The following is a 13,185-nucleotide window of genomic DNA, read 5'->3' as shown; positions in this document are numbered from 1 at the left end:
CTTTAACATTTGTAGTATTTAATTGAAAAAAATGACGAAGGATATTTCATGTCAAAATCACCAACCGCTATTCCTGCTAAAGCAGAAAGTACAGAGCGTAACGAACGTCAATACCAAGTTGGGGTCGTAAAACGTTATGGTTTACTTATCACCGTAGCACTTATCACCATTATTTCGCTGTTACTGTCTATCTGGTGGCTGGCCTTAGTGGCAGGGATATTGGTATTAGTCGGTATTTACGATTTGATGCAGTCTAAGCACTCGGTGCTATATAACTATCCTATTGCTGGTCATATCCGCTACTTTCTAGAAAGCTATCGTCCTGAAATTCGCCAATACTTTATCGAAAACGATAAAGAAGAAGTACCTTTTTCACGTCAACAACGCGCCTTGGTTTATCAACGTGCTAAGAATGTAAGTGATACCAATGCTTTTGGTACGCTTGATGACCTTTATGCCAAAGATAAAGAATGGTTTTTACAGTCTCAGACCAGTCATCCTTTAGATGTTGACGATTTTCGCATCATGGTGGGTAATGAGCGCTGTCAACATCCTTACTCTATGTCTGTGTTTAATATCTCAGCGATGAGTTTTGGTAGTTTATCAGGGCGCGCCATTATGGCCCTGAACCAAGGCGCGAAGATGGGTGGTTTTGCCCATGATACTGGCGAGGGTGCCATCAGTCCTTATCACCGTAAATATGGCGGCGACTTGATTTGGCAGTTAGGGACCGGCTACTTTGGCTGTCGTGATGAGCATGGTAATTTTGACCCCGAATTGTTTGAACAAAATGCCACTGACGATCAAGTAAAAATGATTGAGATTAAACTGTCTCAAGGCGCAAAGCCAGGTAAAGGCGGGGTATTACCGGCAGAAAAAATTACCAAAGAAATTGCCTTGACCCGTAGAATCCCTATGACGGAAGACTGTATCTCGCCTTCGACTCACTCTGCTTTTAACACCCCTCGTGAGCTGGTACACTTCTGGCAAAAACTGCGTGACCTATCAGGTGGCAAACCAGTGGGTATTAAGCTATGTATTGGTCAACCTTGGCAGTTCATGGCGATTGTAAAAGCCATGATCGAAGAAGACAACTACCCTGATTTTATCGTGGTAGATGGTGCTGAAGGGGGTACAGGTGCGGCTCCTGTTGAATTTATGGACAGCTTTGGTATGCCGTTAATTGATGGGTTTTTATTTGTACACAATACCCTAGTCGGCTCTGGTATTCGTGATAAAATTAAAATCGGTGTGAGTGGTAAAATTGTCTCCGCTTTTGACATTGCTAAGATGTTAGCACTGGGTGCGGACTGGTGTAACTCCGCTCGTGGATTTATGTTCGCAGTGGGCTGTATCCAATCTCGCTCTTGTCATACCAATACTTGTCCAACCGGTGTGGCGACTCAAGATCCTTACCGTGAAAAAGCATTGGATGTGCCGAGTAAGGCAGAACGTGTGGCCAGTTTCCACAAAAACACCATAAAATCGTTGGCAAACTTTGTGGGGGCTGTCGGCCTATCACACCCGTATGACTTACACCCTTATCACGTGGCAAGACGTATGAATGATGGCTCTATTAAACTGCTTTCAAGATGCTTTTACTTTATAGATGAAGGCGCTCTACTAACCATGAGTGCACGCTCAGAAATCTATAACCAAATGTGGGTTATGGCAGATCCTGACAGCTTCAAGGCAGATAATGAAGCCTATATCGCCTATAACGAAGACTCACGGGACACCCGTAGAATGACGGATCCACAGCCAGAACATTTGCAATTCCCGTTAGAGATATAATGCTTTAAGGCCCCTATATGATTCGAAATTCACTTGGTTCTATCTCAAAAGCTGGCTCACCTGTAGCAGCGATAACCTTAGGGGCCACTTTAGTATTAACTTTAGTATCAACCTTAATATTGTCAGGCTGTAAAAATGGAGACTTTGACGCATTAATCGCTTCGGTAAAAGGCGCTACGGCAGACGAACAGTCATTTTGTCAGGTCCAAAAAGCCCCCTTTACCCATGCTTTATGTCAGGTCTCCCAAGACGCCCTACTTAAAGCAAACACGTCTTTGTCTTTGCATTTATTTTGGAAATCAGGTCAATGGCAAGCATCGCAAAAAGACAACACTGCTGCCATAATCGACCAAGACCAATCGATTAAACCATTATACAAATTTGATGCTCTATTAGCCGATTTACCAAAAAGCAGTGAGCTTAAGTTTGCCACCAATGCTGGGATGTATAACGGTGAGTTTGGTCCGATTGGTTTTACCGTTATTCAGGGCAGACAGATTTTATCGCTCAACTTAAAGGAAGGTGCGGGTAATTTTCATATGATGCCAAATGGTGTCTTGTGGTGGGACAAAGCCAATCAGGTTCACATCACCGAAAGTCATCAATTGGATGCCCTATTAAAAAGTGGCGATGCTCAACCTTGGTATGCCACCCAATCTGGTCCAATGTTGGTCATAGACGGCAAGATTCATCATAAATTCAATCCCAGCAGTACCTCAAAGAAAATTCGTAATGGCGTAGGTATTTGTGAAGATGGCAATATTAAATTCGTCACCAGCAATGAACCGGTGACTTTTTATCAGTTTGCTCATCTATTTAAAGAAGACTTACACTGTGCCAATGCGTTGTTTTTGGATGGCGGAGTAGCTTCTGCTTTATATGCGCCCGATATTGAGCACAAAGACAATAAAAATATGGGGGTTATGGTGGGCTTAATTGAAGACCATGACCCAAATAAATAACTTGTCTTAAGCGCTGATGACAACTTGGTCAGAGAGGCAAGTATTGTCAACAATAGCTTACCCCCTATCTGGCAATTTTTGCTACAATATGCGCTAATTTATTTAAGCCGCTATTTTCTTTACAGATAGGCGGCTTAACTCATAGTGTAATTAGTAGTGTCTAGTGTCATTTTTTTATTCTTCTCATACCCTCTATTTAACAGTCGCGTATTTAGCAGTCATGCTTAGACTTAAGTGTTAGTTTCATAGTCAGAGTTGGATTGATCGCCAAAACCGTTTTATTAGTATTATCCTTTTTAGTAGTGTGACCCTTTTCATTTATTTTATTTATCAAATCAGATTAAGAGAGACAGAACATGGGCTTTAATTGTGGCATCGTGGGCTTACCAAACGTTGGAAAATCAACTTTATTCAATGCCTTGACCAAAGCAGGTATTGCGGCCGAAAACTTCCCTTTTTGTACCAAAGATCCTAACGTTGGTATTGTTCCTGTGCCAGATCCACGTTTACAGAAGCTAGCCGCTATCGTAAATCCAGAGCGTGTCTTGCCGACCACTATGGAGTTTGTGGATATTGCTGGTCTAGTCGCCGGTGCATCAAAAGGTGAAGGTATGGGCAACCAGTTCCTAGCCAACATTCGTGAGACTGATGCCATTGCTCACGTGGTACGCTGCTTTGATGACGACAATGTGATCCACGTTGATGGCCGCGTAAGTCCTATCGATGACATCGAGACCATCAATACTGAATTGGCACTGGCTGACTTAGAAGCGGTTGAACGCGCTATTGTTAACTTAACCAAAAAAGCCAAAGGCAATGATAAAGATGCCCAAGCCACTTTGGACGTGTTCAAAAAAATTGAACCGTTGGTAGCGGAAGGTAAAGCTGCCCGTGGTGCAAACTTAGACGATGATGAGAAAAAACTAATCAAAAGCTATGGCCTGATTACCTTAAAGCCTACTATGTACATTGCTAACGTTAGTGAAGATGGTTTTGAGAACAACCCTTACCTAGATGCAGTACGTGAGTACGCTGCCAAAGAAGACGCTATCGTATTGCCACTGTGCAACCAAATTGAAGCAGAAATCTCGCAATTAGATGAAGCAGATAAAGCCGACTTCTTAGAAGGTATGGGCATGGAAGAGGCTGGTTTAGACCAAGTTATCCGTTTGGGTTATAAGCTACTAGACATGCAGACTTACTTCACCGCTGGCGTGAAAGAAGTACGTGCTTGGACCGTTAAAGTAGGTGTTACAGCACCTGAAGCAGCCGGTGTGATTCACACTGATTTTGAGCGCGGCTTTATTCGTGCTGAAGTCATCGCTTATGAAGACTTTATCGAATATGGTGGTGAGAAAGGCGCTGCTGCTGCCGGTAAATCACGCTTAGAGGGCAAAACTTATATCGTTCAAGATGGCGATGTAATGCACTTTAGATTCAACGTGTAATTCAACGCCGAAGCGGTCAATGACTGTAATTGACCCGCTTCGCTTGTAAAACATTCCTTCTGGAAAAGCCGATAAGTTAACTTATCGGCTTTTTCTGTTATGCTAATCGCTACTTGCCCCTCTTTGTTGATTTGGTGATTTATGGCTCAGTCTAATCTTAATTTAAACAACCACTTGAATAACTCAAGCTTAAAAGAAATGTCGGCCTATAAGCGTTGGTCCTATTTATTCACCGATCGCCGTCTTGGTAGTATTAGGAAAGACCTATCGCAAGAAAAATCTAGGACACCCTTTCACAAAGATTATGATCGACTTATTTTCTCTCAGTCTTTTCGGCAGCTTAACCAGAAAACTCAAGTCCACCCTTTGACCAATCAAATGGGCATTCATACGCGGCTTACACACTCATTGGAAGTGTCTTGTATTGGCCGCTCCTTAGGTATGATGGCAGCTGAAAAACTACAAAATACCCTAGCTGAGGGTTTGCCAAGAGGTGTCAGTGTCGGTGATGTCGGCGTTATTGTTCAAGCCGCTTGTCTTGCCCATGATATTGGCAACCCTCCTTTTGGTCATGCGGGTGAGTACGCCATTAGAGACTGGTTCAATCAGCCGGGTCAACAGCCATTTTTGAGCCATTTGACGCCTGCTCAACGTCTAGACTTACAAGGCTATGAGGGTAATGCACAAGGATTTAGATTGCTTACTCGTAATGAGCATCACCCTGATCGCGGCGGTATGCGCTTAACCTGTGCTACTTTAGGCGCGTTTATGAAATACCCTTGGCTTGCCAAACACAGTAATCAGACTGAATGCGATACTACCAATTTAAGTAACAGCTCTGCTCCTATTCGTGCCTTGGATATCAAAAAGTATGGCTGCTTTAATAATGACGCCAATCTACTGGATAAGCTTGCTGGGCAATTACGACTGCCTTACGCCCCCAATCAACAAGGCTATGCTCGCCATCCTTTGGCGTATCTGTTAGAAGCGGCAGACGACATCTGCTATGCACTGATTGACTTGGAAGATGGGATACATTTAGGCATGATCAGCTATCAAGAGGTTGAGCCATTAATGATGGGATTAATTGGGTCGCGTGGGGCGCCGCCAGAGGTTACCAACAATGCCCCCATTGTCCAAAAGTTAGCGGCTTTGCGGGGTCGTGCCATGATGCGCTTGGTAGATAAGGTGACTGAAGCCTTTGTTATCCATGCTGATGAAATGTTGGCCGGTGAAATGGAAGGTAGTTTATTTGACCACTGTGAGCCCAGTGTCAGTGAAGGGATAAATAGAGCCAAAAACCTAGCGTCTAACCAAATATTCTCTCATCCTAGTAAAGTGCGCATGGAGTTAATGGCCAACCGCTGTTTGCAAACTTTATTAGACGCTTTTATGCCCTTAGCTTTATTGCCGATTACTGAGCAACGCCCTCATTTTGAACAAAAGCATTTGCTTCAATTATTGAATCAGCATTTACATACTTTGTATCGTCAACTGGGCCGAGATGTTTACGAAAATGCGTTAAATATCTTGGATTATTTAACGGGTATGAACGACCATGAGGCTTACCGACTGGCACAGGATTTAAATGGTATTGGTGATAAAGTATGGTAAGCTTGAAATTACACGACAAGGTTGTCACGGTGTTTAACTCGTTTTTCAAATAAAAACGAGGTATGATTAAATCGCAATACATTGCTTTTTATAGTGACATCAACCTTATAACTGACATCAGTAAGCTATGCAGGTTGCAAGCACCTTGTGACCTACATTAATGTTTATTATCGACTGAGATTGTTTATCATGACCGGCACTAGCAACAGTAACCTCAATTTAAATAGCCGCGAACAAAAAAAGATGCAAACCCGTCAAGCCTTTTTTAATGCGGTCCTTGACCTATGTATGATGGGGCAATCCTTTGCTTCGATCAGCTTACGTCAAGTTACCCGTGAAGTGGGCGTGGTACCGACGGCTTTCTATCGCCATTTTGATGATATGGAATCTTTAGGCCGTTGTTTGGTCGAAGAAGAGTTGGGAGAAGCGCTGTCTACGCTACGCAGTGGTTTACAAATGGGTCGTAAACGCAGTTACGATCGTCAAATCGCTAAAAGTATCCAATTGTTTTTTGCTTCTATTGATGAGCACCCCCGCTATTGGCAGTTCTTAGTAAGTGAACGTTTTGGTGGCTCTGAATCAGTTCGTAACGCCATTGATGCTCAAATCAAGTTGTTTGCCAAGATAATGGGAAAAGACTTAGGCATCCAGCCGGCTTTTCAGCATATCAACTCAGAGGACAGACGCCTATTAGCAGAAGCAGGATTGAACCTATTTTTGACATGGATTATTGATTGGTTAGATTTGACCTACTCTGAGGCTCATGATGAAGAAGGTGACATCGAGTGTCCAGAACAGAAGAAACAGCAAATGCTCAGACAATGTACCCGTCAAGCACAAATGCTATTTTATGGCGCAGAAAATTGGCGTTCCAATGAACAGACGCTGCTGGCAGATGAGTAATTGTAACTGACATTGTCGTGACCAATCATTGTCATAACTAACTATTAGCATAACCAACTATTGTCATGACCAATTTACAGTCACGTTTAAGCCAGATAGCATTTTAAGACAAACAAAAAAGACCTCTTTAATCAATTGATTGAAGAGGTCTTTTTTACTCTAGTCTACTGATAAACTCAAATCTACTAATAAACCCCCTTAGCCATTGAGTTAAGAAGAAGTGTCTTGTGATTGAATGTGCGCCTCACTCTCAGAATCAATCTGATTTACAAGATCCACCATATCATCGTCTTCTTCATCCAGACTAGGATACTGTTTTGGTAAATCGAGCATCTGCTGAACCAGTGCCACTCTTAGCGTATCACGCCGACCTAAATAGCGCTGATAAAAGCTCGAGTTCAATAAGCTGGCACCGCCTTGCCCAATGGCCCAAATGGTAGATAAGTAATCACGGGTACTTAATCCACTATTTTGACTTTGTAAATATCCGCTGGTCAAGTCAATTAAACGCTTCATACGGGCTCGTCTGATTTCGTATAACTCACCAAACATTCTATTTAAGCCTTGGGCAGAAGCAGCCAAGCGTTCTTCAATTTGATTGAATAAAAGCGCTTTTTGTGGACTCATTAACTGCTGAAGAATCATACGTGACACGCCAGCTGAGACACTGTCATCAATTTTATTGATATTGAATAACTGCTCTTCATAACGGATGATAATCCGCAAATATAATTCATCTTTGCTAGAAAAGTGCTTATACAAAGTACCTTTAGCCAAGTCCAGTTGATCGGCTAAACTGTCTAAAGTTATGTCTCCACTTCCTGCTTCAAGTAAGAGTTGCTCAGCGGTGGCTAATATTTTTTCTTCACGGTTTTTAAATTGTTGCTGCCTACTCATGCAAACGCCCAACCTTGTATAATCTTTGATGAATAATATCTACTTTTAATAGAGACTTATTAACGACTCCAAAACTCAAGAAGTTAATGACTGATTAGTCATGCCCTATATAGCATACTCATTTTATTGAGCTTGTGCCAGTAAATCCTCGAAATTTTTTGTGGTAAGCCTTCCTACCTCTTCACTACTTATCCCAAATAGATCTCCAAGGCAGGTTGCTACATAAGGCACATAAGCCGGTTCGTTTGACTTGCCGCGCTTAGGTACGGGGGCCAAATAAGGACTGTCTGTTTCAATAAGCAAACGATCTCTAGGAACTTTTAGGGCAGCATCGCGTAAGCTTTGTGCATTTTTAAAGCTGACAATCCCTGAAAATGAGATATAAAAACCCAAATCCAACGCCTGCTTCGCCGTCTCCCAATCTTCAGTGAAACAGTGAATAATACCATGCTCTGCTTTTTCAGCCTTTAAAATATCTATCGTATCGTGCTTGGCCTCACGGGTATGCACCACGAGAGGTTTTTTCAACTGTTGGCTGGCATGGATATGACGCGCTAGACTGGCTTGTTGCTCCTGTTTGTTTTCATCGCTCCAGTAGTAATCTAAACCAGTCTCTCCAATGGCCCAAACATGATCCGCTGCCGCCATTTCTACTAGACGTTCAACTGTGGCAGACTTTAGAACTTGCAAATCTTCACAAGGGTGAATCCCAACACTCATGCCAAGATTCAGCGTTTCATCGCCAAATTTGGTGATAATATCATAAATCTCATCATATTCTGCAAAGTCGCACATGATGGCCATGGCTCGGCTTACGTTGGCCTGTTTCATGGCGTCAATAACGCCATCAAGCTTACCGTCATGAGCGGTTAAATCTAAACGGTTTAGGTGACAATGACTGTCTGTATACATAATGACTCTTTTTTTATCGAATTGAATTTTTAGCGAATTGAATTTATTGTTGGATTTAAAAAATTATGACTCTTTACGTCTCATATTTAAATAATTATCTAAACAAGGCTTACTAAACAGTGCCTACCAAATAATAGCAAAAGACTTGTTAGATGAACTGTGACTATTATCGTTATTAGTGAACTAAATTCAAGTTAGCCTCGGTAAGGACTGACAATGTTTTATTAAGACACATAAGTATTATGGCCTACTAATGCCTAGCAAGATTAGTCAGTTTTAATCAAGCTCACTCAGTTTTAATAACAACAAGTTCCTAAAACATTAATTAACGGCGGTTATTGATACGATTACTAACTTCTGTTGTTGCTGCTGCTGTTGTTGCATCATTGAGGGCAATATAGCGTCCGTATCACTACTCTGCTTGTCAGGGTTATGACCGCTTGCTTGATCAGGGCTATTTTGGGTCTGAAAGCCGATATCGTAATTTTTATAACGCATATAAAAAACCCGATCAGACTGTTGTTGGCGATAAGCAGGTCTCGGGTCTTGAGCAATCAATTGATAAATGATATCGACATCCTCAGGGGTTAATAACGTAGCTGGCTGTCCTTTTATGGGCTGATGTTGTGACGATTCCAGTTGTGATTGAGCCAATACACGGTCTAATTGTTGATGGGCCGTATCACTTATTTCAACAGACTTAAGCAGTGGCTTATCAGGTGCAAAGCCGCTGACCGCCTCAGGGATAGCATCGCTATAAGCAATATAGGGCTTAATATCGATAATAGGCGTCCCATCTACCATATCCGCCCCAGAGATATGCAGTCTAATAGACGTTTCTGCCCACTCGACTTTAATCAACTTTACCACTGACAATCCCAATTGTGACGGACGATAAGTGCTGCGTGTGGCAAATACCCCAAGCTTGGTATTACCGCCCAGTCTTGGGGGGCGTACTTTGGGCTTAAATACTGCAACCTCCTCTAACGATTGTGCCGTTTGAGGATTATCGTGATTGTCCGACTGTTGAGTTTTACTTAGGTAATTATGATGGGTATGCCAAGTAATCCAAAGATGACTAAACGCTTCGATACCTTCGAAAGCATCCGCCGTATTATAGGGAGCAAGCATCTCAATCACGCTAGGTAATTCAACCAAATTAGGCTGACGCGGAATACCAAATTTTTGCGATAAAGCGGATCGATGATAGCCAATAACAGGCACAGATAAACTGGGTTGATTCATTAAGCGTGATACACCGTATTTATTTAGAGAATTCTTTAAAAAGCTGTTAAAAGAGTTGCTTGGTGAGTTATTTATATTTTTAGAAGATTGCTTAAACAGTCATTTAGAGACGATTGAACATTTTGATACGTTAAGCATCGGATTATACGATGGACAGTGTTGAAGAGGAATTTTCCAGTTATTGCAAACATCAGTGCTTAGAAATATCGATGATTGGCGACGATACAGGTTACCAAACTCAAAGCACAGACACAGGCTTATAACACTTCTACCCTAGCGACTATTTTATAATGATTTTCACTGAAAAATTAGTCAATGGCTATTTTAGCGTTAGACTATTTTATTTTAACACTATGACAAGACAATAATTAACTTATCAAAATTGTGAACTACTTACGCCCTACTTAGCTTCAAACTCTACTTATACTGTCGAATCAATACTCAATTAAAACTCTTAAGGAGAAGCCAATGACCCAGTCTTTTAGTCCCAACGACCCCACACTTAACCGTAGCAATGAGGTGCTGTGGCAGGTAGAAGAAAACTATACTGCTTTTGATTGGTTTAAAAAAGTAATTAAAAATACGTTTAATTATAAAGGCCGTGCGCGCCGAAAAGAGTACTGGTACTACATCTTAGTAGCATCAATTATCATTTTAATTGGTTTCACACTCGATGGTATACTCGATACTCCAGATACGCTCAGTGGTTTAGCAGGTTTTATCTTATTTTTTCCTTCCCTTGCAGTAACGATTAGACGCCTACATGATATTGGAAAATCGGGTTGGTGGTATCTTATCTCTGCTATTCCATTGATAGGTAGCTTAATCTTACTATTCTGGAACTGCCAAGAGACTTCCCCTGAAACTAATCAATGGGGCGTACCGGCTAAAAGAGTGCACTAAATCGTCTCGCTTATATTTTTTTTAACAGCTGTTATTCCATTTTATAATGATGCTTTTGTGCCATTTTGCCCTTATTGCCGTTATGATAAGCAATAATTTGTTATCATATGCATCTTTTAAATTATCCCTTAGGTAAGTGATACCTTACTAAACCGACGGATACTTTATATAATAGGTGATTTTCAATCCTATTGATCAAATACTATACTAGGATTTATAGCTGCCTTATTGAATATAAGTCCAAAACCAATCTTTATAAACACGATTTATAACTCGCTTTGCCATCATTATTAATTGGGGCCTTTATGTCAAAATTTCACACTGAAACAGTGACTTATGTACACCACTGGAATGACTCTTTATTTACTATTAAGACCACACGCGATGCCGGTTTACGCTTCCGTAATGGTGAATTTGCTATGATTGGTATTATAGTGGATGGTAAGCCTTTAATGCGTGCTTACTCTATCGCTAGTCCAAACTACGAAGAGCATTTGGAATTCTTTTCTATCAAAGTGCAAGACGGCCCTCTAACCTCACGTTTACAGCATATTAAAGTAGGCGATGAGCTTATTATTAGTAAAAAACCGACGGGCACATTGGTCCTTGATGACCTATTACCGGGCAAAAATCTTTATATGCTATCAACAGGTACCGGTCTAGCGCCTTTCTTATCTTTATCTCGTGACCCTGAAGTATATGAGAAGTTTGATAAAATCATTCTTTGCCATGGCGTACGTAAAGTTGAAGATTTGGCTTACCGCGAAATGTTTGAAGAAACGCTACCTAATGATGAATTATTTGGTGAGTGGTACCGCGAAAAGTTTATCTACTATCCGACGGTTACTCGTGAGGACTTCCGCAATACCGGCCGCATTACTGACCTTATGAAGTCAGGCAAATTATATGAAGACATCGGTTTGCCACCTATCAATAAAGAAGATGACCGTGTGATGATTTGCGGTAGTATGCCTTTTAACGCTGATATCTCTGAGATTTTGGATGCCGCTGGTTTGACCGTTTCTCCACGTATGGGCGTGCCTGCTGATTATGTGGTTGAGCGTGCTTTCGTAGGTTAATTAACTGCTCAGAGAAATATAAATTAATTATTGGCGTAAATAAATAATAAAATTTCTTGACGATATTTGAGAGTTTGTTATAATACGCCACCTAGCTTGACTACCTATCTTATTAATTGCCTTTATTGTATATTGTTGGTGATTAAAGAAGATTAAGCTAACCCTACATGCCGGTGTGGTGGAATTGGTAGACACGACGGATTCAAAATCCGTTGCCTTTAAAAGCGTGTCGGTTCAAGTCCGACCACCGGTACCAATACTAAAAACCCTTATAGGCTATAGCTTATAAGGGTTTTTTCTTGTCTATAAATTATGTCATCCACACAGTATCAAAACCTGTAACAAAATAGTCTTGATACTATCTTGATACTTCAACTCACCTGGCTATTACCGTATGATAGTTCTATTAGAAGATCTGTTAAGAGGCCATTATGAAAGTTAAACTCACTAAGCGATTTGTAGACTCTGTTGAGTATGCAACAAATGGTACCGATATTTATATGGATGAAGTATTGACAGGTTTTGCATTAAGAGTAGGCAAGCAATCTAAAAAATACACTCTATAGTCATAGCCCTTAAAAACAGTCACACAGCCAAAGAAAATAGAAGAATAACGTATCGATACAATCTATTCCCCAATCTTGACGCTTTTTCTTAACCCAAGCCCAAGTTTGCTCAATAGGGTTTAAGTCAGGACTATAAGGCGGTAACCATAGAATAGTGTGTCCTGAATCTTCAATGGTTTTTTGAATATCAAGGCCCTTATGGAAAGTTGCATTATCCATAACGATCACACTATTAAGGGGAAGTTGTGGTAATAACAGTTGCTGAGCCCAGCTATGGAATACATCACTATTAACACTACAGTCGTAAAGACCTACTGCGAATAACTGATTATTGTAAATAGCACCTATAGCATTGGTTTGGTTTTTTAGTTGCCAGTTATGCTCGCCAAAGCACTTCTCACCTTTTTTGGCATAGCCGTAAGGTCTGTAATCATGTGCCTTGAAGCCACTTTCATCTAAGTAAACGACAGGACGGTTATCTTTTTCATACCAGGCTAACTGCTCAGCGAATAACTGACGTTTTTCTTCATCTGATTTAGGATGATGCAGTGTCTTTTTTTTGAGTAATACCAAGTCGCTTCAGTGCACGACTGATGCTTCTTTGGCTACAGTTAAGACGTCTTGCTCGTTCTATTTGATAAGCATCTGGATAAAGCTCAACATCTGCTTTAAGACTATCGCTATCCACCTTGTAAACAGTATAGACGTAAGCTTTACGCTCAATGTTCTTTTTCCAACGCTGAATTGTCGTTGTACTGATTTGATATTCTTCGGCAAGCTCTCGATAACTGTAACCTTCGTCAAGCTTGTCTAATATCATTTGTCTGTAGTCTTTTGAATATGCCATCTTATCAGTGTATCT

Annotated in this window: 13 protein-coding genes and 1 tRNA gene; 9 read left to right on the top strand and 5 right to left on the bottom strand. The window is 41.1% G+C overall.

Going from position 1 to position 13,185, the window contains the following annotated elements:
• The first annotated feature begins 48 nt into the window (after positions 1–48).
• The 5 genes from LK453_RS07390 (at position 49) to LK453_RS07370 (ending at position 6,721) form a co-directional block, all read left to right on the top strand.
• The gene (locus tag LK453_RS07390; protein WP_007395572.1) at positions 49–1,794 is read left to right on the top strand and encodes an FMN-binding glutamate synthase family protein; all 1,746 of its coding nucleotides are present in this window, start codon (positions 49–51) and stop codon (positions 1,792–1,794) included.
• A gap of 17 nt (positions 1,795–1,811) precedes the next feature.
• Entirely contained in the window at positions 1,812–2,756 is a 945-nt protein-coding gene (locus LK453_RS07385) for a phosphodiester glycosidase family protein (RefSeq protein ID WP_201537904.1), read from the top strand.
• A gap of 356 nt (positions 2,757–3,112) precedes the next feature.
• On the top strand, positions 3,113–4,204 hold the full coding sequence (gene ychF, locus LK453_RS07380; protein WP_201537902.1) for a redox-regulated ATPase YchF: 1,092 nt from the start codon (positions 3,113–3,115) through the stop codon (positions 4,202–4,204).
• 198 nt (positions 4,205–4,402) lie between these two features.
• On the top strand, positions 4,403–5,818 hold the full coding sequence (locus LK453_RS07375; RefSeq protein ID WP_044298508.1) for a deoxyguanosinetriphosphate triphosphohydrolase: 1,416 nt from the start codon (positions 4,403–4,405) through the stop codon (positions 5,816–5,818).
• Between the two features lie 189 nt (positions 5,819–6,007).
• Positions 6,008–6,721, top strand: coding sequence for a TetR family transcriptional regulator (locus tag LK453_RS07370; protein WP_201537900.1), 714 nt, complete (start codon positions 6,008–6,010; stop codon positions 6,719–6,721).
• 210 nt (positions 6,722–6,931) lie between these two features.
• On the opposite strand, the gene LK453_RS07365 is transcribed toward LK453_RS07370, so the two are convergent.
• The 3 genes from LK453_RS07365 to tsaA form a co-directional block, all read right to left on the bottom strand.
• Entirely contained in the window at positions 6,932–7,618 is a 687-nt protein-coding gene (locus tag LK453_RS07365) for a TetR/AcrR family transcriptional regulator (RefSeq protein ID WP_007395577.1), read from the bottom strand.
• Between the two features lie 123 nt (positions 7,619–7,741).
• A complete protein-coding gene (locus LK453_RS07360; protein ID WP_007395578.1) occupies positions 7,742–8,530 on the bottom strand; it encodes a TatD family hydrolase in 789 nt (262 codons plus the stop codon).
• Between the two features lie 321 nt (positions 8,531–8,851).
• Positions 8,852–9,775: a tRNA (N6-threonylcarbamoyladenosine(37)-N6)-methyltransferase TrmO gene (tsaA, locus tag LK453_RS07355; RefSeq protein WP_007395579.1), complete on the bottom strand. Its 924-nt coding sequence runs from the start codon at positions 9,773–9,775 to the stop codon at positions 8,852–8,854.
• A 468-nt stretch (positions 9,776–10,243) separates the two neighbouring features.
• Here tsaA and LK453_RS07350 point away from each other — a divergent pair, with 468 nt between their 5' ends.
• The 4 genes from LK453_RS07350 to LK453_RS14315 all read left to right on the top strand — a co-directional run bounded on the left by LK453_RS07350 (position 10,244) and on the right by LK453_RS14315 (position 12,323).
• Positions 10,244–10,678 carry a DUF805 domain-containing protein gene (locus LK453_RS07350; RefSeq protein ID WP_007395580.1) on the top strand — a complete coding sequence of 145 codons (435 nt, stop codon included), beginning with the start codon at positions 10,244–10,246 and terminating at the stop codon, positions 10,676–10,678.
• 305 nt (positions 10,679–10,983) lie between these two features.
• Positions 10,984–11,757 (top strand): ferredoxin--NADP reductase, encoded by a 774-nt coding sequence (locus LK453_RS07345; RefSeq protein ID WP_201541644.1) that lies wholly within the window; start codon positions 10,984–10,986, stop codon positions 11,755–11,757.
• A 169-nt stretch (positions 11,758–11,926) separates the two neighbouring features.
• Positions 11,927–12,013: transfer RNA gene (locus LK453_RS07340), tRNA-Leu, on the top strand.
• Between the two features lie 175 nt (positions 12,014–12,188).
• Positions 12,189–12,323 carry a hypothetical protein gene (locus tag LK453_RS14315; RefSeq protein ID WP_265088895.1) on the top strand — a complete coding sequence of 45 codons (135 nt, stop codon included), beginning with the start codon at positions 12,189–12,191 and terminating at the stop codon, positions 12,321–12,323.
• A 9-nt stretch (positions 12,324–12,332) separates the two neighbouring features.
• Here LK453_RS14315 and LK453_RS07335 read toward each other — a convergent pair whose 3' ends face one another.
• Both LK453_RS07335 and LK453_RS07330 read right to left on the bottom strand, forming a co-directional pair.
• Positions 12,333–12,896 (bottom strand): IS630 family transposase, encoded by a 564-nt coding sequence (locus LK453_RS07335; protein ID WP_007396008.1) that lies wholly within the window; start codon positions 12,894–12,896, stop codon positions 12,333–12,335.
• A complete protein-coding gene (locus LK453_RS07330) occupies positions 12,859–13,170 on the bottom strand; it encodes an IS630 transposase-related protein (RefSeq protein ID WP_201538173.1) in 312 nt (103 codons plus the stop codon). The genes LK453_RS07335 and LK453_RS07330 overlap by 38 nt, the downstream gene beginning before the upstream one ends.
• Between the last annotated feature and the right edge of the window lie 15 nt (positions 13,171–13,185).

It is taken from the genome of Psychrobacter sanguinis, from assembly GCF_020736705.1.
Taxonomy (GTDB): domain Bacteria; phylum Pseudomonadota; class Gammaproteobacteria; order Pseudomonadales; family Moraxellaceae; genus Psychrobacter; species Psychrobacter sanguinis.
The sequence above is the reverse complement of the archived record's forward strand: the minus strand, read 5'-3'. Positions and strand labels throughout refer to the sequence as shown.